Annotated in this window: 26 protein-coding genes and 1 tRNA gene; 22 read left to right on the forward strand and 5 right to left on the reverse strand. The window is 69.2% G+C overall.

Annotated elements, in window-relative coordinates:
* Positions 1–7 precede the first annotated feature (7 nt).
* From AC21LY_RS13540 to AC21LY_RS13590, 11 genes are all read left to right on the forward strand, one after another.
* Complete coding sequence (locus AC21LY_RS13540; RefSeq protein WP_489047005.1) at positions 8–616, forward strand: MogA/MoaB family molybdenum cofactor biosynthesis protein; 609 nt, start codon at positions 8–10, stop codon at positions 614–616.
* A complete protein-coding gene (locus AC21LY_RS13545; protein WP_489047006.1) occupies positions 616–837 on the forward strand; it encodes a hypothetical protein in 222 nt (73 codons plus the stop codon). Before AC21LY_RS13540 ends, AC21LY_RS13545 begins: the two co-directional genes overlap by 1 nt.
* Before the next feature lie 472 nt (positions 838–1309).
* A complete protein-coding gene (locus AC21LY_RS13550) occupies positions 1310–1966 on the forward strand; it encodes an MspA family porin (RefSeq protein WP_489047007.1) in 657 nt (218 codons plus the stop codon).
* Positions 1967–2032: 66 nt separating this feature from the next.
* On the forward strand, positions 2033–2737 hold the full coding sequence (locus AC21LY_RS13555) for an MspA family porin (protein WP_489047008.1): 705 nt from the start codon (positions 2033–2035) through the stop codon (positions 2735–2737).
* A gap of 149 nt (positions 2738–2886) precedes the next feature.
* Positions 2887–4137, forward strand: a complete 1251-nt coding sequence (locus AC21LY_RS13560) for a hypothetical protein (protein ID WP_489047010.1) — start codon at positions 2887–2889, stop codon at positions 4135–4137.
* Positions 4138–4258: 121 nt separating this feature from the next.
* On the forward strand, positions 4259–5170 hold the full coding sequence (locus AC21LY_RS13565) for a formylglycine-generating enzyme family protein (RefSeq protein WP_489047011.1): 912 nt from the start codon (positions 4259–4261) through the stop codon (positions 5168–5170).
* A gap of 85 nt (positions 5171–5255) precedes the next feature.
* Entirely contained in the window at positions 5256–5804 is a 549-nt protein-coding gene (locus AC21LY_RS13570; protein WP_489047013.1) for a hypothetical protein, read from the forward strand.
* 6 nt (positions 5805–5810) lie between these two features.
* A complete protein-coding gene (locus AC21LY_RS13575; protein ID WP_489047014.1) occupies positions 5811–7133 on the forward strand; it encodes a Dyp-type peroxidase in 1323 nt (440 codons plus the stop codon).
* A 10-nt stretch (positions 7134–7143) separates the two neighbouring features.
* Entirely contained in the window at positions 7144–8154 is a 1011-nt protein-coding gene (locus AC21LY_RS13580; protein WP_489047015.1) for a hypothetical protein, read from the forward strand.
* A 190-nt stretch (positions 8155–8344) separates the two neighbouring features.
* The gene (locus AC21LY_RS13585; protein ID WP_489047016.1) at positions 8345–9748 is read left to right on the forward strand and encodes a hypothetical protein; all 1404 of its coding nucleotides are present in this window, start codon (positions 8345–8347) and stop codon (positions 9746–9748) included.
* A 269-nt stretch (positions 9749–10017) separates the two neighbouring features.
* Complete coding sequence (locus AC21LY_RS13590) at positions 10018–10707, forward strand: MspA family porin (RefSeq protein ID WP_489047017.1); 690 nt, start codon at positions 10018–10020, stop codon at positions 10705–10707.
* Between the two features lie 82 nt (positions 10708–10789).
* Here AC21LY_RS13590 and mscL read toward each other — a convergent pair whose 3' ends face one another.
* Positions 10790–11257 (reverse strand): large conductance mechanosensitive channel protein MscL, encoded by a 468-nt coding sequence (mscL, locus tag AC21LY_RS13595; protein ID WP_489047019.1) that lies wholly within the window; start codon positions 11255–11257, stop codon positions 10790–10792.
* Between the two features lie 69 nt (positions 11258–11326).
* Here mscL and AC21LY_RS13600 point away from each other — a divergent pair, with 69 nt between their 5' ends.
* Positions 11327–11851, forward strand: a complete 525-nt coding sequence (locus AC21LY_RS13600) for a hypothetical protein (protein WP_489047020.1) — start codon at positions 11327–11329, stop codon at positions 11849–11851.
* A complete protein-coding gene (locus AC21LY_RS13605) occupies positions 11851–12849 on the forward strand; it encodes a PrsW family intramembrane metalloprotease (protein ID WP_489047021.1) in 999 nt (332 codons plus the stop codon). Before AC21LY_RS13600 ends, AC21LY_RS13605 begins: the two co-directional genes overlap by 1 nt.
* A gap of 2 nt (positions 12850–12851) precedes the next feature.
* Here the strand turns inward: AC21LY_RS13605 and AC21LY_RS13610 are convergent, their stop codons facing one another.
* The 3 genes from AC21LY_RS13610 to AC21LY_RS13620 form a co-directional block, all read right to left on the reverse strand.
* Positions 12852–13484, reverse strand: coding sequence for an SAF domain-containing protein (locus AC21LY_RS13610; RefSeq protein ID WP_489047022.1), 633 nt, complete (start codon positions 13482–13484; stop codon positions 12852–12854).
* 88 nt (positions 13485–13572) lie between these two features.
* Positions 13573–14376 carry an acyl-CoA thioesterase gene (locus AC21LY_RS13615; RefSeq protein WP_489047023.1) on the reverse strand — a complete coding sequence of 268 codons (804 nt, stop codon included), beginning with the start codon at positions 14374–14376 and terminating at the stop codon, positions 13573–13575.
* Positions 14377–14386: 10 nt separating this feature from the next.
* Positions 14387–14644, reverse strand: a complete 258-nt coding sequence (locus AC21LY_RS13620) for an FmdB family zinc ribbon protein (protein ID WP_489047024.1) — start codon at positions 14642–14644, stop codon at positions 14387–14389.
* A gap of 74 nt (positions 14645–14718) precedes the next feature.
* Here AC21LY_RS13620 and AC21LY_RS13625 point away from each other — a divergent pair, with 74 nt between their 5' ends.
* On the forward strand, positions 14719–15270 hold the full coding sequence (locus AC21LY_RS13625; protein ID WP_489047025.1) for a TetR/AcrR family transcriptional regulator: 552 nt from the start codon (positions 14719–14721) through the stop codon (positions 15268–15270).
* Positions 15271–15815: 545 nt separating this feature from the next.
* Here AC21LY_RS13625 and AC21LY_RS13630 read toward each other — a convergent pair.
* Positions 15816–16364, reverse strand: coding sequence for a 5-formyltetrahydrofolate cyclo-ligase (locus tag AC21LY_RS13630; RefSeq protein ID WP_489047026.1), 549 nt, complete (start codon positions 16362–16364; stop codon positions 15816–15818).
* A 71-nt stretch (positions 16365–16435) separates the two neighbouring features.
* Here AC21LY_RS13630 and AC21LY_RS13635 point away from each other — a divergent pair, with 71 nt between their 5' ends.
* From AC21LY_RS13635 to AC21LY_RS13670, 8 genes are all read left to right on the forward strand, one after another.
* Positions 16436–17335 (forward strand): UTP--glucose-1-phosphate uridylyltransferase, encoded by a 900-nt coding sequence (locus AC21LY_RS13635; protein ID WP_489047027.1) that lies wholly within the window; start codon positions 16436–16438, stop codon positions 17333–17335.
* A gap of 9 nt (positions 17336–17344) precedes the next feature.
* Positions 17345–18586, forward strand: coding sequence for a molybdotransferase-like divisome protein Glp (gene glp / locus AC21LY_RS13640; protein ID WP_489047028.1), 1242 nt, complete (start codon positions 17345–17347; stop codon positions 18584–18586).
* Between the two features lie 4 nt (positions 18587–18590).
* The gene (locus tag AC21LY_RS13645; protein ID WP_489047029.1) at positions 18591–19220 is read left to right on the forward strand and encodes a GNAT family N-acetyltransferase; all 630 of its coding nucleotides are present in this window, start codon (positions 18591–18593) and stop codon (positions 19218–19220) included.
* 143 nt (positions 19221–19363) lie between these two features.
* Positions 19364–20596, forward strand: coding sequence for a divisome protein SepX/GlpR (sepX, locus tag AC21LY_RS13650; protein WP_489047030.1), 1233 nt, complete (start codon positions 19364–19366; stop codon positions 20594–20596).
* Positions 20597–20638: 42 nt separating this feature from the next.
* Positions 20639–20711: transfer RNA gene (locus AC21LY_RS13655), tRNA-Ala, on the forward strand.
* A 121-nt stretch (positions 20712–20832) separates the two neighbouring features.
* Entirely contained in the window at positions 20833–21654 is an 822-nt protein-coding gene (locus tag AC21LY_RS13660) for a hypothetical protein (protein ID WP_489047031.1), read from the forward strand.
* Positions 21651–22145 carry a hypothetical protein gene (locus tag AC21LY_RS13665; RefSeq protein ID WP_489047032.1) on the forward strand — a complete coding sequence of 165 codons (495 nt, stop codon included), beginning with the start codon at positions 21651–21653 and terminating at the stop codon, positions 22143–22145. The genes AC21LY_RS13660 and AC21LY_RS13665 overlap by 4 nt, the downstream gene beginning before the upstream one ends.
* Positions 22142–24589 carry a tetratricopeptide repeat protein gene (locus AC21LY_RS13670; protein WP_489047033.1) on the forward strand — a complete coding sequence of 816 codons (2448 nt, stop codon included), beginning with the start codon at positions 22142–22144 and terminating at the stop codon, positions 24587–24589. Before AC21LY_RS13665 ends, AC21LY_RS13670 begins: the two co-directional genes overlap by 4 nt.
* Positions 24590–24656 lie beyond the last annotated feature (67 nt).

A 24656-nucleotide genomic window follows, 5' to 3' on the forward strand; every position in this document is an offset into this window, starting at 1 on the left:
AGTGGACATGACCGCGGAGATCAGCCGGAGCCGGCCGCAGGACGCCGAGTGGCTGGAGGATGAGGCGCTGGACGTGCCGGCCCTCGACGATGCGGCGCTCGACGGCGCCGGCGTGGTCGGCCGCGCGCTGGTCGTGGTGGTCGACGACCACCTGCAGCCCGGTACCTCCAGGGCGTCCGGCGCGGGCAAGTCGGCGGGTTCGTTGGTGACGGAGCTGCTGGAGGAGGCGGGCTTCGAGGTCGACGCGGTGGTCGTGGTCCCTGCCGAGGAGGTCGACGTCCGCAACGCGCTGAACACCGCGGTGATCGGCGGCGTCGACCTGGCCGTGACGATCGGCGGCGTGGGCGTGGGCGCCCGCGACGTGACGCCCGAGGCCACCGAGGAGATCCTGGACAAGAGGCTGCCCGGTATCTGTGAGGCGCTGCGCTCGTCGGGCCGGTCCGCGGGCGCGATCGACGCGGGCCTCTCGCGGGGCCAGGCGGGTGTTTCCGGCAGCACGGTGGTGGTCAACCTCGCCAGCTCGCGCGCCGCGATCCGGGATGGGATGGCCACGCTGACCCCGCTCGCGACGCACGTCATTCGGCACATCGCGGGTGGGGACGACCAGGCCCGGTGATGGCCTCCGGCGATTCCGGCCCCGAGGAGCCCGGGCCCAGGAAGTACTCCGCGCGCGATATCGCGCGGATCTTCGGGGACGTGCTGCCGGCGCAGACCCGAGACGATCTGCCTGACGATGCCGCACCCCGGTCGGGTGCGGCATCGGCCGTCAGCAGGCCCGACGGTGACCCGACGGAGCGTTGGTACCGCGAGAACCGGCCGCCGCACCACGGGGGCTGAGCGGCGTTAGGCGGGGAGTGCCGGCTGACGCGTCACAAGGCCGCCGGTCCGGCTTGGTGAGGCCGGGCGATGAGGCGGTGTGACAAAGGCCACAGTCTGTCCGTGAAACGTTCAGGTTACGGCTCTGGGTTATCTGAATGAACTCTCAGGGGCGATCGGTGCGCACCTTGTGCAGGTAACCGGAGGTTACCGGTGAGTACAGCCTAAGAAGTGCAGGTGGGCGCACAGGTGCCGAATTCATGATCGCGATAGGCGAATTCGCATATACATGATTTGCAACGACCGAAACCGTTGCGCCGCCGCGAAACCTGAGGATATGCTCCGCGGGAACCGAAGGTCAGCGAAGACCTCCGGGGAACCGATAGTGATCCCGCGCTGAGACGATGCGCGGGGTTCGGCCTGAGGCTGGGTGAGCCGCAGGGCTGGCGCTCCTACCGGAGTGTCACACCATGATTCCTGGTGAGGGGAACGAATGAGCAAGATGAGCAAGGTCGCAGGGCGCATCGGCGCCGTTGCGATCGCGGTGGCCGCTGCTGCCACGATGACCACTGGTTCGGCTTCGGCGGCACCGCTGCCGAACGGGCAGAAGGTTGTGACCGCGCCCGAGGGCTGGTCGATCGTCCTGAAGTCGTCGGGCAACTCCTACGCGATCCAGCCCACGATGGCGACGCCGCAGTCGCGTTCCGTGTGGATCCGCACCACGGGCACCGTCGACGTCAAGGCGCCCGCGAGCGTGAAGGACATCCAGGGCAAGCTCGGCGTCGCCGTGATCTACGGCTGCCAGTTCCCGGGTCAGATCGCCGGTGGCGTGAACGTCGCGGGCCCGTCGGCATCGCTCGGTACGAGCCCGTCTCTCGGCCTCGGCGGCGTCTCGCCGTACGTGACCATCCCGCTGTCGCCCGGCGCCACGCAGGCCCTCACCGGATACAACCAGAGCGATCAGCCCGGTGGCATCGACAACATCAAGTTCACCAAGCCGGGTACCTACAACGTGGTCATCCGTGACCAGAACGTCGACATCCCGTTCTGCTCCGGCTACGCCCAGGCGCGTGTCGCGACCTTCGTGGAGATCAAGGGCAGCAACCGTATCCAGGGCTTCCTGTACGGCGCGCCGTTCTCCATGGGCTAGAGCCCACCCGACCGACCTGAACTCTTGCCCGCCCCCGGGCGGCGATTCCCCGAAGGACTCATTTAGATGAAGAAGATCGCAATGCGCGGCGCCGCTGTCGTCGCCGCCGCATCCGTGGCAGCCGGCGCGCTGTCCGCAGGAACCGCGAACGCGGACACGTTCCTGCGCCTGGACAACCCGACTGTCAACCAGAAGATCGGCGACGGGAACGTCTCGATCACGCTGCGCGGCCACACGGCGAAGCTCTCGCCCGGCATGGTCGCGCTGCCCACCACCCGCAACGCGTGGGTCTCGGGCGCGCTCGACATCAAGGTGACCGGCGGCAAGGCGTCCGGCGGCAGCATCCAGGCCGGCTACGCCATCGGCTGCCAGATCCAGATCACCACCGCGAGCGTCAGCGCCAGCGGTGGCGTGCAGTTCGGCAGCGTCAGCCCGGGCGGGTATGCGACGCCGACCAACGGTGTCTTCGCGACCGGTACCACCGGCGGCTCGATCGGCCTCGGCGCCGGCCAGATCGGTACTCAGTACCTGACCTTCGACCGCGCCACGTTCCCGAAGCCGGGCGACGAGGTCAAGCCGACCTGGGCCAACCCGAAGAACAGCTACAGCTTCGACGGCAACGCGGGCTCGCTGGCCTACTCGGACCAGACGATCGGCGTGGACGGCTGCGGCGGCTACGCCCAGGCCAAGTTCTTCGCTGTCGTCACGGCGAAGGTGGGCAACACGGAGGGCACCCTCGTCATCTGGAGCAAGCCCTTCTCCCTGGGCTGACGATCACACGCAGACAGATGGCGGTGTCCGATTCGGACACCGCCATCTGTGCACGCACAGTACGATCCGAACGAAGTGCAGCAGGCGGCGCGGCCGGCTGCACGGCGTGAAATCACCGCGCCGATCTGCTCACATCGAAGGAAACAGACATGATCCGCAAGGCAACCCTGGGCGCTGTCGTCACCGCCGCCGCCGTCGCCCTGGCGCCCGTCCCCGGTGTCTCGGCCGCCACGAGCACCCCGACCACCCCTGCCTCGGTCCTGCAGGACCTCTCCACAGCGACCGGTGCGCCCGCCGGCGCCAAGGGCGCCGCGCCCGCCGGGCTCGCCCCCCTTCTGATCGTCACCAAGGACGCCGCCGGGGTTGCCCCGCTCGCCGCACCGGCCGCTGCGCCCGCGGCGTTCGCGCTGCCCGGCATCCCGTCCTCGGTGACCGATGCCCTCAACCTCGCCGGACTGCCGCTGGCGAGCGTCTTCCAGGTGGTTCAGGTCGGGCAGGGCATCTACAGCGTCTGGTTCAAGCTGTTCACCGACGCCGTCCCGAACGCCATCCTCAAGGGGCAGTGGGGCAGCGTGCCCGGGCTGTTCACCAAGGCCATCGACGACACCTTCAAGGTGATCAACCCGCCCCCGAAGGCCACGGTCACGGCGGCCGGTGCGCCCACTCAGGGCAGCGCATCGTCGCTGATCCCGGCCTCCGCGACCCAGCTCCTCGACATCGCCGGCCTGCCGGTCAGGGTCGCGTGGGACGCGGTCCAGGCGGGCGGTTCGATCTACTCGAACTTCTACGCCCTCCTCGCTGATACGAAGGACGCGGACGGCAAGGTGCACCCGGGTGTGCCGAACCTCTTCCTGTCGGGGCAGTGGGGCCAGATCCCGACGGTGATCTTCGACGCGGTCTCCAAGTCGATCACCACGGTGATCGGCTTCCCGGCCAAGGAGATCGAGACGATCACCAAGGTGCTCAACCCGCCTGCAGCGAAGACCGCGAGCGCTGACAACGCCGCGGGCCCGGCGGTCACCGCCTTCTCCGCTCCGGCGTCCGACTCGGCCCCGTCGCAGCCCACCGGCGCGCAGCTGCGCACCTTCACCCCGCCCACCAACGACGCGCCGGCACCGTCGACCCCGGTCACTTCGAAGGTCACCCCCGAGGTCAAGGTGCCCGAGGTCAAGATCCCCGAGCCGAAGACGCCCGAGATCAAGATCCCCGAGATCAAGATCCCCGAGCCGAAGACGCCCGAGGTCAAGGTGCCCGAGGTGAAGGTGCCGGAGCCGAGCGCTCCGCAGGCACCGACGGTGCCCGCGAACGATCCGGCCCCGTCGCAGACGAACACGCAGTCGAACACTTCGTCCGACTCCTCGGCGAACACCGGCGGCTCGACCAACGGGAGCAACAGCTAAGCGCTGTACCCGTACGATCAACGGCGCGGGGAACTTCGGGTGTGTGGGACATTTGTTTTACGAGGGAGGAAAAACGCGAAAAGGGGGGCGCGCGCCGTTCGTTTGACGATGGAGGACACCCGTGAAAGGCATGGTCCGGATTCCTGCCGGCGAGAACGAGTTGGGCTCGGAGGACTTCTTCCCCGAGGAGCGTCCGGTCCGCACGATCCGGGTCGAGGCGTTCTGGATGGACGCGCACCAGGTCACCGTCGCCGACTTCCGGCGGTTCGTGAAGGACACCGGCTACGTCACCCACGCCGAGCGCGACCCGGACCCGAGCGACTACGAGGGCGCCGACCCGTCCGAGGTGGTGGCGGGCGGCCTCGTCTTCGTGCGGCCTCCGCGGCCGGTGCCGCTCGACGATTGGCGCCAGTGGTGGCGCTACGTCCCCGGCGCGAACTGGCGCCGCCCGCAGGGGCCGGACGGGCCGGCGGCCCAGGACCGTCACCCCGTCACCCAGATCGCCCGCGCCGATGCCCTGGCCTACGCGCAGTGGGCCGGCAAGTCCCTGCCCACGGAAGCCGAGTGGGAGTACGCGGCGCGCGGCGGGCTCCGCGGGAAGACCTACAGCTGGGGCGACGACTTCGAACTGCGCGGCCGCCGGATGGCCAATACGTGGATCGGCCGCTTCCCGAGCGAGTTCGAGCCGGGGCGCGGCCAGGCGGAGGAACCGGGCACGACCCCCGTCGGGACCTACCCGCCCAACGGGTACGGGCTGTTCGACGTCGCCGGGAACGTCTGGGAGTGGACGGCCGACGAGTTCACCGCGGACCACTCGGCGCCCGCCTCGCCCTGCTGCGGCCCCGCCGCGCCGGCGCCCACGCCCGAGGGCGAGGCGGGGTTCCGGCGATACGTGATCAAGGGCGGCTCGCATCTGTGCGCGCCGAACTACTGCCTGCGCTACCGGCCCGCCGCGCGCCAGGCTCAGGACGAGGACACCTCGACGGTGCACATCGGTTTCCGGTGCGTCGTCCGCGATCCCGCGGGAGAGTGAAAGCTCCGGCGGAGAGGGGCTAGTGTTTCTCCGGTAGCCGTAGAGGCTGCCGTGACCGATCCCAAGAAGAGTGGATGGTGGAGAAATGAGCGACTGGACAAAACCCGCCGCGATGGCATTGCCGAAGGAAGGGTACTTCGAACTGCAGGAGGGCCGGTACGGCCCGATGTACCCGAAAACGCCGGCGCGGTACGGCTTCTCGATCATCGCGAAGGTCAAGGACGGCCACGAGCAGGCAGTCCGTGATTACGGCAAGACCATCGAGGCCGGGGTCGCGGCCGATCCGGAGATGCTGAACCCGCTGAAGCTCCATTTCCTGCGGTGGAACCTGTTCGACGTGGGGAGCGGTCTGCACTTCCAGTACATGGGAATCTTCGACACCGATTTCGACAAGTACACCGAGGACGCCATCGCGATCTTCAGTTCGAGTGGCGTGACCACCGTGTTCACTCATCTCGAGGGCTTCCCCGAGGATTGGCAGACCAATTCGGAGGCCTTCATCAAGTTCGTCCGGGACCATCAGAACCCGAGTTTCCTGGAGTACGCGGAATATCCCTGGGTCTCGGCGCAGGAGATCAAGAAGGCGCTGCGCATCAAGGATGCGTTCGGCACCATGCTCGACTCGATGCAGTAGCAGTCCATGCTGGAGATGGACGACATCCAGCACATGGTGCTGGTCAGGGAGCCGGCGCAGGCGGGACGGTACGACTTCGTCACCTTCGGCGATCCGGCCGCGGGGCGCCGCTGGGTCAGCGCGATGACGGCGCATGCGGCGTCCGTGACGTCCGCACTGGCGGCGGAGGACACCGCGAAGTACTGGCTCACGCTCGGCTTCACCTGGAACGGGCTCCGCGCTCTCGGTCTCGACGATGCGACGGTGGAGTCGTTCCCCCGCGCCTTCCGGGAGGGAATGGCGGCACGGGCGGAGATCCTCGGGGACGTCGGGGCCAATGCCCCCGAGCACTGGGCCGACGGCCTCGCCGAGCCGGATCTGCATGCGATCGCGGTCTGGTTCACCCGCGAGCCCGACGGGGTGGCCGACGTGGTCGCCCTGCACGACCGGGTGCTCGCCGAGTGCCCGGGCGTGGAGCTCACCGCGCACCTGGACCTCGTGGCGGTACCGCCCTTCGGGTTCGCGCACGACCATTTCGGCTACCGGGACCGGTTGTCGCAGCCGGAGATGGAAGGCACCGGAATCCGGCCGACTCCGGGCTCGGGCCCGCCGATCAAGGCCGGCGAGTTCCTGCTCGGCTACGCCGATGAGTCGGGCGTGGTGCCCGTCGGCCCCCAGCCGGCCGAGCTGGTGCGCAACGGCACCTACATGGCGTACCGGCGGCTCCGCGAGCACGTGGGCAGGTTCCGCGACTTCCTGGCCGAGCACGGTGAGACCGAGTACGACCGAGAGTTGCTCGCCGCCAAGCTCATGGGCCGGTGGCGCAGCGGTGCGCCCCTGGTGCTGGTTCCCACCGAGGACGATCCGGAGCTCGGCAAGGACCCGCAGCGCAACAACGATTTCGCGTATCAGGACCAGGACCCGCACGGCTACGCGGTGCCGCTCGGTGCGCACATCCGGCGGATGAATCCGCGGGACACCGCGCCGAACATGAATCGGCGTCGAATGATCCGTCGCGGCGCGACGTACGGCCCTCCGCTGCCCGAGGGACAGCCCGACGACGGTGCCGATCGGGGCATCGCCGCCTTCATCCTGTGCGCCGATCTGGTGCGGCAGTTCGAGTTCGCCCAGAACGTGTGGACCAACGACAAGGACTTCCACGAACTGGGTAACGAGCACGATCCGATCACCGGCGCACAGGACGGGACGCTCGACTTCACCATTCCCCGGCGGCCGATCAAGAAGGTGATTCGCGGACTGCCCGCATTCACCACCGTGACCGGTGGCGCCTATTTCTTCGTTCCCGGCATGTCCGGGCTGCGATATCTCGCCGATCAGCCCACGACCTAGGAGTACCACGATGACTGCAGCAACCGGTCGCGTGTACAACACGACTCAGAACCCGCGCCCGCACAACCGCAACCGCCGGATCAGCATCTACTGGACCTGGAGCTATCCGTGGGAGGCCCAGCGGGATCCTGCGGAGATGTACAACAGGTTCTCCACCATCACCGAGGTGCGCAACGCCCTCTGGCCGGCGTACGAGACGCCGGAGTACGACGCCGCGCATTTCCTCCAGGGCATCGCCGGCACGTTGGAGCTGTTCCACCGGTCCACGCTGTCCTTCCAGGAGATCGCCCAGCAGGCGACCGGTCAGCAGGTGGCGGTGTATCAGCGGATCGATCAGGCCGGTTACCGACTGCCGATCGACGAGCGGATCCTGAACGACACCGACACCCTGATGGTCTTCGGCCTCGACCACCTGCTCAGCGAGCAGGCCGCCGCGCCGGAGGAGATCGAGGCGCTGCGCGGCTGGCTGCAGCGCGAGGGCACCTGCCTCGTCCTCGCCCCGCATCACGACGTGGGCTTCACCGACGACCTCGAGCAGCGCCAGGTGGAGTATCTGCACCACGGCGACCCGCTGGTCCCGCGCCAGCAGCGGTTCGGGCTGTACACCCGGTCCCTGATGCAGGGCCTGGGGGTGCCGATCCACAACGTGTGGGGGCTGCGGCCCGCGGTCGACCCGGAGGTGGGCGGCATCGCGCCGATCACCCGGGTGGACACCGACGAACTGGGGCTCCTGAACGGTGTCACCACGTTCAACTTCCACCCGCACCTGCCGCACTACGCGCTCACGGAGGCGGCGGCCGGTTCGGGTCTGAAGGTGCTCTCCAGCCAGGCCGTCGACCTGAACCGCCCGCACCCGTTCATCGACGCCGGGAACACCCACTTCAACAACCTGGCGTGGATGCCGCCCACCGGGGACCGCGCCGGCGACATCCTGCTGATCGACTCGACCAACTTCACCACGCTGTTCGGCGGGACGGACAGCCTGAAGACGTTGTGGACCAACGTCGCCACCATGCGCTGATCCAGGAAGGAGGACGTCGTTCCCGCTCTGATTGCGACGCAAGAGCGGTCTTAGGCGTCCGAGAGTTGTTCTATGTTCATCCTCTGGTGGCATTCGCGCTGGTGGAGACAGGTTCGTCGGATCCCGATGAAGACCGTGAATCGGGCCGGAACGATTAGCGGGCGGTATTCGAATATGTCACCATATTCCGGTGCGAACACTGGAGAACAAGGTAAATAGCAAGAGCAGCGAAATTTCTCGCCGGCGGACTCGCCGGGCATCGTCGGCCATCGCCTCGGTGGCCGCGGCCGCCACGATGGCCACGGCGGGTGCGGGCACGGCGGAGGCGGTCTACATTCCGCTGCCGTTCGGGGCCTCGGTCAACGTCACGGGCGGTCTGGCCATCGGGACGAACTTCACCAGTATCTGGGCGAACCCGCAGCTGAACATCTCCGGCGTGCTGCCCTGGGGCTGGGGCTCCGCGTCGGGCGGCGTCATGCCCCTGGGCGGCGCGATCGGATTCTGGGGCGGCCAGGTGAACTGGCCCGCCGGCTGGATCGGGGATATCAACGCCTTCGGCATCAACTGGCCGATCAACGCCGGCGGCTCGCTCGGCTCGCTGGGGTGCTGGGTCGGCGCGTGCCCCGCCTACGGCGCGCCCTACGGCTGGCTCGGTGCCTACTTCCCGTTCGGCACCGCGAATGCGGCCTCCCTCTCCGCTGATCCGGCGGCGTTCAGTGCGGGCGGGCCGACGGTGCCGGTCCAGACGACCGTGAAGCCCACCGATATCGCCGCTCCGACCGCGTCGCCGATGTCGGCGTGGTCGATCCGGATCCCCGGCCTGTTCGGCGGCTCCCTCACCCTGAACCCGTACCTGAACTTCTGGGTCGGCACGTCGGTCGGCGCCTCCGCGGGGGTCAGTGGCAATCTCACGCTGCCGTGGGGCTGGGGTTGGGGCGATTTCTCCGCCAACCTCGGGTCGATCTCCGGTGGCTGGGACGGCGTCGAGTGGGTCTTCCCGTCGGGCAGCATCGGCCCGGGCAGCGCGTTCGGCCTGTACATCCCCGCCACTCTGTGGGGCGACCTGGGCGCCGTCGGTGCGAACTGGTGGCCGTGGTTCGAGTGGCCGTCGGCCGGGGTGAGCACCGCCGTCGCCGCAGCCGGCCAGGCGAAGGCACCGGAGACCACGTTCGCCGCTCCCGTGGAGGCGTCCGCACCGGTGACGGTCGCGCCGCTCTCGGCGCCGCAGGCGCCGACGACGGTGCCGTCGGGCGCCGGTGCTCCGGTCATCCCGGCGACGGCTCCGCAGGGCGGCACGGCGTCGGTCCAGCCGCAGCAGACGGAAGCTCAGCCGCCGACGGTGACGCAGCCGCAGACCGGAACCCAGCAGACCGGAACCCAGCAGACCGGCTCGCAGCAGCCGGAAAGCGCACCGTCCGGCCCCGTTGCGCGCGTGCTCGAGAGTGTGGTGAGCGGTCTCCGCGGCGGCGCGTCCGCACCGTCGGGCGAAACCGGGCAGTCCGGCAGCACCGGTGCTTCGGGGTCGAGTAGCACCTCGGGATCGACCGGGACCTCGGGGGCGGGTAGCACCCCCGGGGCGGGCGGCGCGGAGTAACCAGCCGGCTTCGAGCCCGTAGACGACGAAGGGCGGCGCATCGCGATACTCGCGGTGCGCCGCTTCGTCGTTTCCGGCAAATGTCGATCGGCTCCCCGATGTGGGCGATATCTCGATTGCAATCTGTGCATATTTACGTTGTGTTAATTCGCTATTGCCGAACTGGTTCTGGGCGAAATGGCCGATTCTCTGCTGTTAACGTCTGCCCCTGATCGCTTGCGTTGAGCGGCGACATCGCCGCTGAGCGGGAACATAAGGAGTTGGGGTTCATGGCAATCGGATCGATGCGCACTGCAGTACTCGGACTATGTGCTCTCACTGCCGTAGGGCTGGGTGTTCCCGCCGCGGCCGGGGCGGACACCGTCATCCCGTTGAAGGCGAAGACGACCGTGGTCAAGCTGCCGTCGGGAGGCAGCGTCACGATCAGCTCGCGCGGCGAACAGGCGAAGCTGTCGCCCGGCATGGTCGCCCTTCCCTCCACGCGCAACGCCTGGGTGAGTGGCGCCATCAGCGTGAAGATCGACGGTCAGGGCGACGGCGGCTCGATCGAGGCCGGATACGCGATCGGCTGCCAGGTGGAGATCCAGACGGCGTCCGTCGAGGCCGGGGCCTCGCTCAACGGGCCGACCTTCGGTCCGGACGCCGAAGGGCCGTCCGTGACCGGAACGACGGGCGGCTCGATCGGCATCGGTGCCGGCCAGATCGGCACCCAGTCGCTGACCTTCGATCGCGCGACCTTCCCCAAGCCGGGTGACGAGATCAAGCCGAACTGGGCGTCGCCGTCGAACAGCTTCACCTTCGAGGGGTCGAGTGGCGGGTTCTCCTACAGCGACCAGACCATCGGCGTGGACGGATGCGGCGGCTACGCGCAGGCCCGGCTCTACGTGATCGTCAGCGCCGGCGCCGGCAACTCGCAGACCACGGCGATCCTGTGGGGTGATCGCTTCACGCTCGGCTGAGCGGCGGGGCACCGTCGAACCGAGAAACGTAAGCCGGCCTCGCCCACAGTGGGGGAGGCCGGCTTTCGTGGCGTCTCGAGCGTCAGAGCTGCGGCTTCTGCGAGGGGAACTGGCCCGTCGGCGGGAGCGCGGAGTGCGCGCCGCCCTGCTGCGGCGCGGCCTGCGCCGCGAGCAGGTCACGGATCTCGACGAGCACGTCCACCTCGTCCTCGGAGGCCTTCTGCGGCGCGAAGCGGGACTTCATCCGCTCGTACGGCATGATCAGGATGAAGTAGACGACCGCCGCCACGAGGAGGAAGTTGATCCCGGCGGTGATCACGGCGCCGAGGTCGATGACGGTGCCGTCGAGCGGCTTGCCGTCCGGAGTCTTCCGCAGGGCCCACGCGAGGCCGTGCACCTCCTTGCCGCCGCCGATCGACGCGATGAGCGGCTGCACGATGTGCTCGGTGAACGCGGTGACGATCGCGGTGAACGCGGCGCCGACGACAACGGCGACCGCGAGGTCCAGCACGTTGCCCTTGAGCAGGAAGTCCTTGAATCCCTTGAGCATGTCCGTCAGTCCTTCGTGTCGTTGAAACGGCAGTGACGCCTGTGGCGATTTCGGACTTATGCTAGCCGTATGAATCGAGGGCGCGCAGTGGACGCGGGCGTGTCGGTGGGTGTGATCCTGGTCGTCGGTGGCCTGGCCGCGGGGTGGTTCGGCATCGAACGCGCCGTGCCCACACCGCGCACGCCGGTCACGGACGCGAGGTACCGGCTCGGAAACGACTACGCCGGAGTCGACTTCCGCGCACCGTCGGGATGGGAGAAGGTGCCCACCGGCCGCGCCGACGTGACCCGCTTCGTCCATCCCAGCGGAAGCTCGCTCACCGTGCGGCTGACCACCGGCATGACCGATTTCGATACCGCCGCTCCGCGCCGCCTGCGCGAATTCGGCCTGGGCGGCATCGACGCCCGCTTCACCGGTGAGCTGCGCGGTGCGCAGTTCTCCGGCCGCAGCTGCACCGCCGCCGGCGACGGACGGACGGGGGAGTGCGCGGTCGTCGGGCGGGACACCCTGCTGGTCACCGTGCTCACGCTGCGCGGTCCCGACGGTGCCGCACCGGACCTGCCCGCCCTCGTCCAGACGTTGCGGGAGGTCTGATGCGGGCGAGAATCACCACGATCTCCTTCTGGGTGTTCGTGGCGGGCCTGCTGGGCGGCGGTTACGTGCTGGCGCGCGACCTGGTGCCGCGGCTCGCGGAGTCCGGCGTGGCAGTGGCCGTGGCGGGACCGATCATCCTTCTCGCGGCGGCGGTGATCGCGGTGATCATCTGGGCGCTGGACCGGTCGCACGCCCAGGTGCGCAGCGCGTGGGCGCTCGCCTTCGCCTGGGGCGCGATCGGCGCGTGCGGACTGGCGCTGCAGGTCAACGGCTTCGCCTCCGACGCGGTGAGCGACGTCCTCGACGATCCGGGGGCCACCGTTTGGGGCGCCGCCCTGATCGGGCCGCTCGACGAGGAGACGATCAAGGGCGCCGGCGTCGCCCTGCTGCTGGTGGTCTTCCGCGACCGGCTGCGCCGACCTCTGCAGATCTTCGCCGTCGGCGCCTTCGCCGGCCTCGGCTTCCAGGTGGTCGAGAACCTCTCGTACGCGATCACCTTCGCACTGCGCGACGCGCAGTCCGATGCGCGCGGTGCGCTCACCGTGACGCTGCTGCGCGCGCTCTTCGGCTTCCAGTCGCACTGGGTGTACACGGCCTTCTTCGCACTGGGCCTCGCGCTGCTGCGGTCGCGGCCGGCGCCGGCGGCTCTCGCCGTCGCCCTGTCCTACCTGATGCACTTCTGGTGGAACGCGCCCAGCGGCGAGAACCCGGTGCTCGTGCTCGGTCTCATCGCGCTGAAGTGCGCGGTCACCCTGACCCTCCTGGGCGGCGCCTGGTGGTGGATGATCGTCGAGCAGCGGCGGTGGCTGCAGGGCGCCGTCCGCACCCCGGACGCGGCGCGGCTCGCTCCGCCCGCCGAGCTCGCCACCCTGCCGACCCGTGCCCAGCGCCGGGCCGGCGAGCAGTACGTGCGCTACTACTTCGGGCCAGCCGCGGCCGAGGTGGCCCGGCAGCGCCAGACCTGGCTGATCCGCGAGCTCACCCACCGCGTCGGCTGAGCTCACCGGAAGACCACCGACAGGGGTGAGCTCAGGGCCGCGGCCGCCACCGCGTGCGCCTCGGCCTCCGACATGGCGAGCATCGCGGTGCGGGCCTGCTGTCGCGTGGCCTGCGCCGCCGGGGCGACCGCCACCGTCGCCGAGCGGGCCAGCACGGCCGGGGAGTCGTCCTTGCGCTGCGCCACCACGTCGACCACGTCGCCCGGGCGGAGCAGATCCATCGTCGCCGAATCCTGGAGGGAGACGGGGACCAGGCGCGCCCCGGGACGGATCTGGCCGGCGGTGCGGTCGGTGAGCACGCGCCGCACCGTCAGGATCTCGCCGGCGGCGACGGGGCCGGTCACCGACCTGCCGACGGCGTCGTCCGGCGCGGCGAGGGCGTCCTGCGGTGCGAGATCCGCGGGCACAGTGCGCACGGCGACGTCCTCAACGGTGAGCTTGCCGCCCGGCCCGAGTTCCCGTGCGGCGACGAGCACCTGCGCCTGCGGCCCGCTCGGCCGGCTGGTCAGTGCCACCACGAGCGCCAGCGCGGCGAGGGCCGCGGCGGTGGCCCGGCGCGCCGTCAGTGTGCGGGCCCAGCCGGGCCGTAGCGCGGCCCGGATCCGTTCCATCCCGGTCGGTTGCAAGGAGTCCATGCCCGGAGGTTACGACGGCGCACCGTCGGAGAAAGCCCGGCGCGAGGGTCCCTGTGGATAACCCCGAACCTGTGGAGGAACGGGCCGATCAGGCCTGCGGATCCTTGTAGTAGACGATCTGGTGCGTGGTCGCCAGCAGCGTGCCGTTCCGGCCCCAGAGCTGGGCGTACTGGTCGAAGTGGCCGTGCCCGAACCGGGCGCCGCGGGCGGTTCCGAGGAGGTGGTCGTCGGCCTGCTGCTCGAGTTCCGCGGGACTCGCGTGGAAGTACGTCGTCAGTGAGATCGTGCCGGCCGGAAGATAGGTGCCGCGGCGCAGGAAGACCCGGGGGAAGAAGGCGTCCGCGAGGGAGGCCAGCGCCGGGTAGTCCAGCGGGCGCGCGGGCTTGTCGCGCAGCCACAGCGTGGTCGTCGACGAGTCCTGCGGGCCGTCCATCTCCAGGCTGCCTTCGATGAACCGGGTCTCGTAATTCGCAGCCCAGGAGATGAACTCGGGGAAGGGCAGTTCGGGATAGTCCTGCGGCGCGTCCACCTGCGGGAACTCCGACTCCGTGGCGCCCCAGGTGTCGCGGCGCGTGCCGAAGACCGCGGTACCCGAGGCCACGGCACCGTCGCCCTGCTCGATCACGAAGGTGAAGTGCTGATTGGTGCGGTTGGTGCGCAGCACCGTGACCGCGATGTCCCAAGCACCGTTGGCGATGGGCGCCGCGTAATTGATCGTCAGGCTCAACGGATGCCCCTGGGCCTCCGGGTGAGCCTGCAGCGCAGCGACCACCGTGGCGGCGGTGATGCCGCCGAACGGGCCGACCATGTTGTTGTAGGCCGGATGCGTGTGCGCGTGGAAGACGCCGTCGTCCTGCCGGACCGCCGTCGCCTCGTCGAATACGTGCGTCATGGCGTCGACTCTAGGAGGTCGCCGCCTCCACCTTCTTGGCGGTGTCCGACGAGCTCTTGGTCTCCGACTTCGCGGTCGTGTCGGCCTTCGAGCTGCGGGAATCGGTGCGGTAGAAGCCGCTTCCCTTGAAGACCACGCCGACGGAGTTGAACAGCTTCCGGAGCGGGCCGCCGCAGTCGGCGCACACGGTCAGGGGATCGTCGGAGAACGACTGCACGGCGTCGAAGGCCTCGCCGCACTCCTTGCACTGATACGAGTAAGTAGGCACGAAGCGATTCTACCTCTCGAATTAGCACTCTGGCGAGTCGAGTGCCAGCGGTGTGGCCGGATACGATGACGGCCATGACGGTTCCCTCACCATCGCGGCGGATCGTGGACGCGGCGCGCGAGGTGATCGCCGCGAACGGCATCCCCGGCGTCAGCATGGACCAGGTCGCCAAGCAGGCGCACGTCTCGCGCAGCACCCTCTACCGGATCTTCCCCAATCGGGACCAGCTGATCGCCCGGGTCGTGGCGATCGAGATCCGTACCCTGCGCCGCAAGCTCGACAAGGCCATCGTCGGATTCACGCCCCAGCAGACCCTCGTGGAGGTCTTCGCGCTGAGCATCGAGCAGGCGGAGTCGAACCTCGCGGTCTCGAAGGTGCTCGCCGCCGAGCCCGAGTACTTCCTGCGCATCCCGCGCGGGGTCTGGGACCTGCTGATCCAGGGCATCGTGATCCGGCTGCGCAACTCCGGCGCCGAGCAGGACTACGCCGAACTGTGCTCCGTGACCGACCTCATGCTGCGGATCACCGGTTCGCTGCTGTCCAATCCGCCCACGGGGCTGGAGATCGGTGACTCCGCGGCGCTGCGCGCGTACGGGGAGAAGTACGTCAGCCGGCTTCTGGTCTAGTAGCCCGACGGTGCGCCGCCCTCACCCCGGGGGCCGCGCTGCGCCGGGTTCGCGGCTGGATGCGTGAGGAAGCGCTGTCGTTCCGAGAACCCATGCGCGCCACGCAGGCGCCATGAATGCGCAGGTCAAACCCATATTTTGCGGCGCCTGCCATGCGCGACGCGCATGGCACGCGTTGTGGGGGAGAGGTGGCGTCTGGTGGGGGACTCGGCGCCGCGCGGGGGACGGTCGGTCCCCCACCGGACGACCGGCTCCTGGTGGGGGAGCGAACGCGGTGGCCGCGGATCGGTGTCGCGCGGGGGACGACCGACGAGCCGGATCCGGTGGTGGTGCCGGCGGGCCCACCACACCGTCACGCAATCAAGCAGTGGAGATAGCGGGGAGGCCATGCGTCGCGCGCATGGCCCGTCTCCCAAAACGAGGCTCCTACCTGCGGATTCATGTGTCATGCGTGCCGCGCATGGCCCGTGCGAAGACGCGGCCGCCTCTGCCGCCAACCCGACGCGGCCGCCCGGCCACCGTCGGCCCCGCTGTTGCCGCCCGACTCAGAACTCCACCAGCCCCGACGGGGTCAGTGCCGCGTGCACCGGCACGTCCGTGGGTTCGGAGGGAAGGAAGTCGACCAGCTCGTGGTCGTAGATCACCGCGATGAGCCGAGGTCCCGGGCGCAGGGACCGGTCGTAGTACCCCGCTCCGCGGCCCATCCGTACCCCGCCGCGGGAGACGCCGAGGGCGGGGAGCAGCACCGTCGACGCGGAGGACGGAGCGTCCACACCGAGCCGGGGACCAGCGGGTTCGAGGAGCCCGAAGGGGCCGGGTTCCAGCGATCCCGACCACGCCCAGTCCAGCGGGCCGGGCTCGGGCGGGGTCACCGGGAGCAGCACCGGCCGGTCCAGCACGAGGGCGGGTTCGGAGCCCACGGGCACGTACGCCGCGACCACCGCGCCGAGGTCCAGGGACGCCGCGAGCGAGGTCAGTGCAGCACCCGCGGCGGCGCGGTCGGCGGCGCTCATCGCCGCGCGGCGCTGCCGGAACCACGCGCGCCACGCCTGCTTGGACGCCGTGGGTGAGGGGGCGTCGGGGGAGTCGGGCATCACGTCATCCTCCCACTGTGATCCACGCACTCAGGTCGTTACCTCTGTGTGACCTGGCTTAGGGTGGTGGAATGACCACCACGCCGTCCATCCCGAAGACCGCGATCGTGCCCGCCGCCGGCCTCGGTACTCGCTTCCTACCCGCGACGAAGACGGTGCCCAAGGAACTGCTCCCGGTGGTCGACACCCCCGGTATCGAGCTGGTCGCCGAGGAGGCGTCCGCCGCCGGCGCGGAGCGCCTGTGCATCGTGACCAGCCCCGGCAAGGACGGCGTCGTCGCCCACTTCGTCGAGGACCTCGTGCTCGAGGGCACGCTCGAGAAGCGCGGCAAGACGGCGATGCTGCGCAAGGTGCGGCGCGCCCCCAACCTGATCCACGCCGAGGCCGTCATCCAGGAGAAGCCGCTGGGCCTGGGCCACGCCGTGGCCTGCGTCGAGCCGGTCCTCGACGACGACGAGGACGCCGTCAGCGTCCTGCTCCCGGACGACCTGGTGCTGCCCAACGGCGTCCTCACCACGATGGCGAAGGTCCGGGAGAAGCGCGGCGGCTCGGTGCTGTGCGCGATCGAGGTCTCTCCGGACCAGATCAGCAGCTACGGCGCCTTCGACGTCGAGATCGTCCCCGACGCCGTCAACCCCGACGTGCTCAAGGTCAACGGCATGGTCGAGAAGCCCAAGCCCGAGGAGGCGCCGTCGAACTACGCGGCGGCCGGCCGGTATCTGCTGGACCGGGCGATCTTCGACGCGCTGCGCCGCATCGACAAGGGCGCGGGCGGCGAGATCCAGCTGACCGACGCCATCGCGCTGCTCATCAGCGAGGGGCACCCCGTGCACGTGGTGGTGCACCGCGGAACCCGACACGACCTCGGAAATCCCGGGGGCTACCTCAAGGCTGCGGTTGACTTGGCACTGGACCGTGACGACTACGGTCCCGACCTGCGCGAGTGGCTGCAGGCACGGCTGAATCGATAGGGGAGGGTCATGCGCTCCGTGGAGGACCATCTAGCACGGGTGACGGCGGCGGCGGTGGCGCCGCGCCCGGTGCGCGTGGGGATCTCCGAGGCGCAGGGCCTCATGTGCGCGGAGGAAGTGGTCGTCGAGAGCGCCCTTCCCGCCTTCGACCAGGCCGCCATCGACGGCTATGCCGTGCGCTCGGTGGACGTCGCGGCCGCAGGCAGCACCGACGAGGAGACCGGCGAGCCCGTCGTGGTCTCGCTGCCGGTCGTCGGCGAGGTCCGCGCGGGCAATCGCCAGCCGATCCGGCTGCAGCCCGGTCAGGCCGTCAAGGTCGAGACCGGCGCGCCGCTGCCCACGCTCGCTGACGCCGTCCTCCCCGACAAGTGGACCGACGGTGGCCTGTCGAAAGTCCGCGTCGGACACTCGGTCCGGTCGGGGCAGTACGTCCGCCGCACCGGTGACGACGTGCAGCCGGGCGACGTGGCCGTGCGCCGCGGCACCGTCGTCGGTCCCGCGCAGGTGGGCCTGCTCGCCGCGGTCGGGCGCGACAAGGTCTCCGTGCATCCGCGGCCGCGCGTCGCCGTGATCTCCGTGGGCCGCGAGCTCGTCGACATCGACCGGGACACCGGCGCCGGCCAGGTCTACGACGTGGCCTCCTACGCGCTGGCGGCCGCCGCCCGCGACTGCGGCGCGGAGGTGCACCGGGTCGGGATCGTCAGCACCGACGGGGTGCGCGAGTCCGTCGAGGCGCAGCTGCAGCGTTCCGAGGTCGTGATCGTGACCTCCGCGCTCGGCGGCAGCGCCTCCGACGACATCACCGCCGCGCTCGCCGAACTCGGCGATCTCGCGGTCGAGCGGATCGCGATGCACCCCGCGTCGGTGCAGGGCTTCGGAACCCTGGGCCCCGACCAGGTGCCCACCTTCCTGCTGCCCTCGAATCCGATGAGCGCGCTCGTCGCCTTCGAGGTGATGGTGCGGCCGCTGATCCGCATCGCGCTCGGCAAGCGGCAGCCGATGCGCCGCCTGGTGACCGCCAAGAGCGCCGCCTCGCACAAGTCGCCCGCCGGCCGCCGCGAGTACGTGCGCGGCCAGCTCATGCGCGATGAGGACACCGGCGAGTTCATGGTCGCGCCGATCCCCGACAACGGCTCCCACCTGCTGGTGAGCCTTGCCGAGGCGAACTGCCTCATCGTCGTGGACCCGGAGGTCACCGAGGTCCGCGCGGGCGACGACGTGGTCGTCGCCTTCCTCGCCCAGCGCGGCTGAAGCCGTGTTCGGAGCGAACTGGCAGGTCGACCTCGGGCCGCTCACGACCTCCGCCGGCGTCGTGCGATTGCGGCCCATCCGCGCCCGCGACGCCCGGCAGTGGTCGCGCCTGCGCCTGCTCAACCGCGCCGAGCTGGAGCCCTGGGAACCGTCGGGCGAGGTGGACTGGCAGCGCCGGCATGCGGTCTCGCAGTGGACGCCGCTGTGCGCCTCGCTCCGCTCGCAGGCCCGGTCCGGGACGATCGTCCCCATGGTCATCGAGGTCGACGGTGCCTACGCCGGCCAGATCACGATCGGGAACGTCACCCGCGGGCAGCTGCAGAGCGCGTGGGTGGGGTACTGGGTGGATCGCCGGGTGACCGGCCACGGGGTGGCGACGGTGGCCGTGGCGCTGGCCGTCGACCATTGCTTCGGCCGGCTGGGACTGCACCGCGTGGACGCGACGGTGCGCCCGGAGAACGCGGGATCGCGTGCGGTGCTGCGCAATGCGGGCTTCCGCGAGGAGGGGCTGTTGCGCCGGTACCTGCATGTCGACGGTGCCTGGCGGGACCATCTCCTGGTGGCGATCACCGCCGAGGAGATCGCCGATTCGATGGTCGCGCGGGTCGTCAGGTCGGGTCGGGCGCGGTTCTGAGCCTGTGACTGAAGTGACTGTTTGAGATTTTTGGGGTTTCGCTACGGCGCGTCGGGCGTGCTGATCCACCCTGGTGAAATAGCCTTCTAGGCGACTTACACGGATGTGATCCGTGATCGATTTCAATGCCGGAGGGAGCCGACATGATCCCGCAGACACTGCTCTGGGTGGGGCTGCTCGTCGCGTGGTTGGTGGTGCTCGTTCCGATGCTGGCCGCGCGGCACCCCAAGGTGAACCAGGTGTCCGACGCGACGCTCAAGACCCGTCTACTGCACCGCGGCGGCTCCGCCGGTCGCGCCGTGCGCCGCCGCATCCGGCCGACGGCCGTCGTGGCCGAGACCCGCGCCGACGAGGCTTCCGACGAGGAGGAGCCGGGCGAGGACGGTTTCGTCGGGGACCTCGTCGACGAGGGCGGGCGCGACGAGGGCGGGCGGATCGTGCTGGGGAAGACGGGCACCGTTGCCGAGGACGAGCTCCCCGCCGACGAGGAGGCCGAGGCGCACGCCTATGTCGACTCCGACGTCGACGACCTGCACGGATCCAGCCCGATGGACGGCGTCACCACCCCGATCCCCACCGTCGAGCGCGCCGCGATGCGCGCGAAGATCGTGGACCTCGACGACATCCCCATGGCTGAACCGGCCGGAAAGGCCGAGAGCGACGCCGCCGCCCCCGAGGCGGAGCCGATCGTCCGGCGCGTGACCGCACCGGCCGAGCCGGAGGTGGCTGAGGTCGAGGATCTCGGGGACGAGCCTCTCGAAGCGACCGGGGAGGTGGACGAGGAGATCGTCGACGAGGTGGACGAGCAGCTCACCGAGGAGCTGACCCCCGTCTCCCGTCCCGCGAACGACGACGCCGATGATCTCGACGACGAGTACGCCGGGGCCGTCTCCCGGGCGGAGGACGCCGACGCGGAGCCGCGGCGCCGGCGCGGCGGCTACGACCCCGAGAACGACGCCCGCCTGACGGAGGCGCGGTTCCGGTTCCGGCAGCGCGTGACGCTCCTGCTGGGCGTGATCGCCGTGATCGCCCTGGGCGCCGGTCTGATGAACGTCCCCTTCGCCTGGTACGGGCTGGGTGGCGTGGTGCTCGCGCTGGTCGTCTACCTGACCTACCTGCGCCGGACGGTGCGCATCGAGTCCGAGATCCGGCGCCGCCGGATGGCGCGGCTCGAGCGCGCGCGCCGCGAGCGGGCCCGTGAGGCCGAGGTGCGCGACGGGGTGCCGGCGCACCTGCGCCGTGGCGGCTGCATCGTCATGGAGATCGACGATGAGGATCCCGCCTTCGACCACCTGCCGCGCTACCGCGCCGAGGAGTTCGACTTCCTCGATCGCCCCGCTGACCTGCGGGAACCGCTGGAGCGCAAGGTCGGTTAGTAGTTTGCCGGGCGGACTTGCTAAGGTAGTCGAGTTCCGCAAGGGGCTATAGCGCAGTTGGTAGCGCGCCTCGTTCGCATCGAGGAGGTCAGGGGTTCGATTCCCCTTAGCTCCACGCTTGGATACACGTAAGGCCCCCTCAGGCGAGGGGGCCTTACGTGTATCCGGTGCGAATCCCCGACCGACGATGCGGTCCATTCGCAGCGTCGTACCCTGAGGGGGAGATAGGGGGCCCGATGTCGATCGATGAGAGTGCAGCCGCCAATTCCGCCGCGTGGCGCGAGCGCGCGGACAGGATCTGCGACCGGAATCCCGTCGCGCACGAGTTTCGCGCGGAACTCCGATCGAGTCGAGTGGGTACCAATGTCGACGCGAAGAAGATGGTGGCGTTCTGTACCGCGGAGCCGCCCCGCGTGCTCAGTACCCCGACGATGCATCCAGGGGGGATCGACGGCTTCTTCCGGGAGGGGATTTGGGCGCCGCGTCGCGAGGTCGTGGAGAATCACCTCGATGCCCGCGGTGAGGTCGTCTACGGGACTCTCGATCTTCCACCGATGACGGGCGATGCGAACTACGGCCCGTTCCGAATGGTTTACGCTCCCCGCTCCGATGAGCGGCTCCTGGTGGTTCCGCACAACAGCGCCGCTGTCTATGCACCGTCCGGAGTGCTCGACGAGGGTCGCCTGCACTCCGAGGTCGCCGACTGGGAGTGCCGTTCCGAACTTGCCACGGCCGAACGTGGCGAGGTCGCAGCGAAGGTGCCGAGGGCGTCCTGGCCGAGACTTGTTGCGGACGAAGTGAAGAACGAGTTCAGCGAACAGGACCTGATCGAGGTGATCGTGCGGCACGGGAGCCGAGCGCTCGATGACGTGGACGAGATCCGTGTGGCGCACGAGTTCGTCGATGAAGTCGACAGCCGTTACCTTGAGGCGAGGTTTGCCGGGGTGGCGGCGGGCGACACCGGAACCGTGTCTGTGCCGTTGCCGGTGGAGGCGCTGGGACTTGTTCGTAGCCTGGCTCGCGACGGCGATCTCAGCCTGACCGTGGTGCGATCATGATCGAGCTCGTGGCGATGGCGCCGGGTGGCGAGTACTTCGTCAGCCGTGATGATCGCGGCGTGCTGCGGCGCCACGATCTGTACCTGCCCGGGGATCCGCTCGAGATAGGGGAGAGGACCCTCGAACGGTTGCTCGCCGACGGTGCGGTGGACCCCGTCGGCGAGCGCGTCGGGCGCTGGCAGGAACTGCAGGCTCGTGCCGAAGAGCTGGTGCCGACGGTGCCCTTCGATGCCGGCGCGCCCTTGTCGCCCGAGCTCGTTGCGGCGGCACCGAGGGTTCTCGCCAGGTGGTTGGACGATCCCCGCCGGCGCGCGTTGTTGCGGCGCGTCGTTCCGCGGATGCTCACCCGGCCGGAGGTGAGCGCATCGCCGGAGACGGTTCAGCACCTCGCGCGGATCCTCGCGGAGCTCGACTCAGAGCACCCGCATGCGGTGGTTCGAATGCGCCGCAAGCAGCAGGTCGACGAGTACTTCGGGAATGCGGCTGCATGAAGACCGTCGTTTTCTACAGCTACAAGGGAGGCACGGGTAGGACACTCTCCCTCGCGAACATCGCCGTGTTCGCGGCCGCACTCGGCAAGCGCGTGGCGGTCCTCGACATGGATTTCGAGGCACCCGGCACCACGTACAAGTTCGGCATCAACGCCGAGCCGCCGAGCCGCGGGCTGGTGGGATATCTCCTCGACACTGAACTCGAGGGCGCGCCGCCGGCCGACCTCCTGCCGTATCTGCGGGAAATCACCGTCGGTGACACCCATCTCGGTTTCGAGCGACTCGCCGGTGGCCGGCTGTGGTCGATGCCCGCCGGTTCGGTCCCGTCGCCGAACTACTTCGCCGAGCTGCGTCGCCTGCAATTCGATCGGCGAGCAGCGGACGGCTCGGCGTTGGAGATGATCGACGCGCTGCGCGCCCGCCTCGCGGAGGAACTCGGGCTCGATCTGCTGTTGATCGACGCGCGCACCGGAATCACCAGCAGCAACACGATGGCGCTCGCGGAGCTGGCCGACGAGGTCGTGGCCTTCGCGCTCGACACGCCCGAGCAGCTCGACGGTACGCGCATGGTCCTGCGGTCGCTCGCGCCCCTCACCGATCCGCCGGTGGGGCTGCGGCTGATGATCACCCGCGTGACCGCGCCTCCCGAGTACCGGCCGTGGGAGCCCACCGAGGTGGGCACCGCACGGTTGGGCCGGATCAAGGACTTCGTGTGCGCGCCCGCGAATCCGCTCCGTAACACGGTGTCCGACATCGCTGTCGGTCACTTGCATCACCATCCACCGCTGCTCGACGACGAGGCCCTGCTGATGACCCAGCTCGGGCGCAGTGGCATCGGCGATTCCCGGCTTGCCTGGGACTACATGGACCTCGCGGCGCACGTCATCGGCGACGACGACGCCATCGCGCGTGCCGCGGCACCCCTGGTTGCGAAGGCTGATTCTAACCTGGGGGCGCTGCTGCTCCGGGATCCGGGGCTCAGGGTCGGAGGTGTCCGGCCGCGAGCGGTTCTGTCGCGAAATTCGGTGTCCGACGAGGAACCCTCGCTGATGGCGAGGATCGAGGCTCTGCGCGGTCCCGCGGCCCACGACACCGGTGCGGCGGTTGATCTGGCGAGGCTTCTCACCGGGCTTGCGCTCGCAGAGGCCGCGTTAGGCAGGCTGGACGCGGCGCGTGATGCCGCCGAACAGGCTCTCGCCGTCGCCGAGAGTCCGCCTGCGCGCAACTCGTCGGCGGCGCTGTCCGTGCGGCTGGACGCGAGCGGCGCGATGGCAAGAGTCGAGGAACAGGCGGGCAAGCTCGGCGAGGCTATCGCCCGGCTCGAGCGCGATGTCGGCGAAGCGGAGCGGGCGCTCGGCGAGGACCATCCGGACACACTATTTTCACGGAACAATTTGGCATCGGCGTATCTATCTGCTGGTGATGTGTCGCGTGCGATCCCGTTGTTCGAGCGGGCGGTGGAGGATCAGGTGCGGGTGTTGGGTGAGGATCATCCGGATACTTTGACGTCGCGGAATAATTTGGCGTCGGCGTACGAGGCTGCTGGTGATGTGTTGCGTGCGATCCCGTTGTACGAGCGGACGTTGTCTGATCGGGTGCGGGTGTTGGGTGAGGATCATCCGCATACCTTGAGTTCGCGGAACAATTTGGCGTCGGCGTACGAGGCTGCTGGTGATGTGTTGCGTGCGATTCCGTTGTTCGAGCGGGCGTTGGAGGATCAGGTGCGGGTGTTGGGTGAGGATCATCCGCATACCTTGAGTTCGCGGAACAATTTGGCGTCAGCGTATCATTCTGCTGGTGATGTGTCGCGTGCGATCCCGTTGTTCGAGCGGGCGGTGGAGGATCAGGTGCGGGTGTTGGGTGAGGATCATCCGCATACCTTGAGTTCGCGGAACAATTTGGCGTCGGCGTACGAGGCTGCTGGTGATGTGTTGCGTGCGATTCCGTTGTTCGAGCGGACGTTGTCTGATCGGGTGCGGGTGTTGGGTGAGGATCATCCGCATACGTTGAGTTCGCGGAATAATTTGGCGTCGGCGTACGAGGCTGCTGGTGATGTGTTGCGTGCGATTCCGTTGTTCGAGCGGACGTTGTCTGATCGGGTGCGGGTGTTGGGAGAGAATCACCCGGACACGTTGGCGTCGCGAGGAAATTTGGCGTACGCGCATCTAAGAGCAGGTGAGGTCGACAGCGCGGTGTCGATGTTGGAGCAGCTGATGGCCGATATCGAGCGGCTTTATGGTCATGATCACCAGCGCACTGCGAATGTCCGTGAGGATCTGGCGGCCGCTTACGAATCGGCAGGCCGGGCGGCCGATGCGATCCAGCTTCGGAAGGCGGCGGTGCGGTGGTACGAACGTGAACTCGGTTCAGAACATCCGCGAACGATCGTCGCCCGCAAGCGCCTGGATTCCGCGCGCGACGCCCTCGGCACGGATCGGCCCTGACCCGTGCTCGTTCGACCGGTGCAGGTTCGGCGGGTAGCGTGAAGGCCCCGACCGACCGCTGGAGGCC

It is taken from the genome of Tsukamurella sp. II2bb (assembly GCF_057815145.1).

Bases quoted from the DNA above. Each gene is read 5' to 3' on its own strand.
- AC21LY_RS13540 (WP_489047005.1), top strand. From the start codon at position 8: ATGACCGCGGAGATCAGCCGGAGCCGGCCGCAGGACGCCGAGTGGCTG.
- AC21LY_RS13545 (WP_489047006.1), top strand. From the start codon at position 616: ATGGCCTCCGGCGATTCCGGCCCCGAGGAGCCCGGGCCCAGGAAGTAC.
- AC21LY_RS13550 (WP_489047007.1), top strand. From the start codon at position 1,310: ATGAGCAAGATGAGCAAGGTCGCAGGGCGCATCGGCGCCGTTGCGATC.
- AC21LY_RS13555 (WP_489047008.1), top strand. From the start codon at position 2,033: ATGAAGAAGATCGCAATGCGCGGCGCCGCTGTCGTCGCCGCCGCATCC.
- AC21LY_RS13560 (WP_489047010.1), top strand. From the start codon at position 2,887: ATGATCCGCAAGGCAACCCTGGGCGCTGTCGTCACCGCCGCCGCCGTC.
- AC21LY_RS13570 (WP_489047013.1), top strand. From the start codon at position 5,256: ATGAGCGACTGGACAAAACCCGCCGCGATGGCATTGCCGAAGGAAGGG.
- AC21LY_RS13575 (WP_489047014.1), top strand. From the start codon at position 5,811: ATGCTGGAGATGGACGACATCCAGCACATGGTGCTGGTCAGGGAGCCG.
- AC21LY_RS13580 (WP_489047015.1), top strand. From the start codon at position 7,144: ATGACTGCAGCAACCGGTCGCGTGTACAACACGACTCAGAACCCGCGC.
- AC21LY_RS13590 (WP_489047017.1), top strand. From the start codon at position 10,018: ATGGCAATCGGATCGATGCGCACTGCAGTACTCGGACTATGTGCTCTC.
- mscL (WP_489047019.1), bottom strand. From the start codon at position 11,257: ATGCTCAAGGGATTCAAGGACTTCCTGCTCAAGGGCAACGTGCTGGAC.
- AC21LY_RS13600 (WP_489047020.1), top strand. From the start codon at position 11,327: ATGAATCGAGGGCGCGCAGTGGACGCGGGCGTGTCGGTGGGTGTGATC.
- AC21LY_RS13605 (WP_489047021.1), top strand. From the start codon at position 11,851: ATGCGGGCGAGAATCACCACGATCTCCTTCTGGGTGTTCGTGGCGGGC.
- AC21LY_RS13610 (WP_489047022.1), bottom strand. From the start codon at position 13,484: ATGGACTCCTTGCAACCGACCGGGATGGAACGGATCCGGGCCGCGCTA.
- AC21LY_RS13615 (WP_489047023.1), bottom strand. From the start codon at position 14,376: ATGACGCACGTATTCGACGAGGCGACGGCGGTCCGGCAGGACGACGGC.
- AC21LY_RS13625 (WP_489047025.1), top strand. From the start codon at position 14,719: ATGACGGTTCCCTCACCATCGCGGCGGATCGTGGACGCGGCGCGCGAG.
- AC21LY_RS13630 (WP_489047026.1), bottom strand. From the start codon at position 16,364: ATGCCCGACTCCCCCGACGCCCCCTCACCCACGGCGTCCAAGCAGGCG.
- AC21LY_RS13635 (WP_489047027.1), top strand. From the start codon at position 16,436: ATGACCACCACGCCGTCCATCCCGAAGACCGCGATCGTGCCCGCCGCC.
- glp (WP_489047028.1), top strand. From the start codon at position 17,345: ATGCGCTCCGTGGAGGACCATCTAGCACGGGTGACGGCGGCGGCGGTG.
- sepX (WP_489047030.1), top strand. From the start codon at position 19,364: ATGATCCCGCAGACACTGCTCTGGGTGGGGCTGCTCGTCGCGTGGTTG.
- AC21LY_RS13660 (WP_489047031.1), top strand. From the start codon at position 20,833: ATGTCGATCGATGAGAGTGCAGCCGCCAATTCCGCCGCGTGGCGCGAG.
- AC21LY_RS13665 (WP_489047032.1), top strand. From the start codon at position 21,651: ATGATCGAGCTCGTGGCGATGGCGCCGGGTGGCGAGTACTTCGTCAGC.
- AC21LY_RS13670 (WP_489047033.1), top strand. From the start codon at position 22,142: ATGAAGACCGTCGTTTTCTACAGCTACAAGGGAGGCACGGGTAGGACA.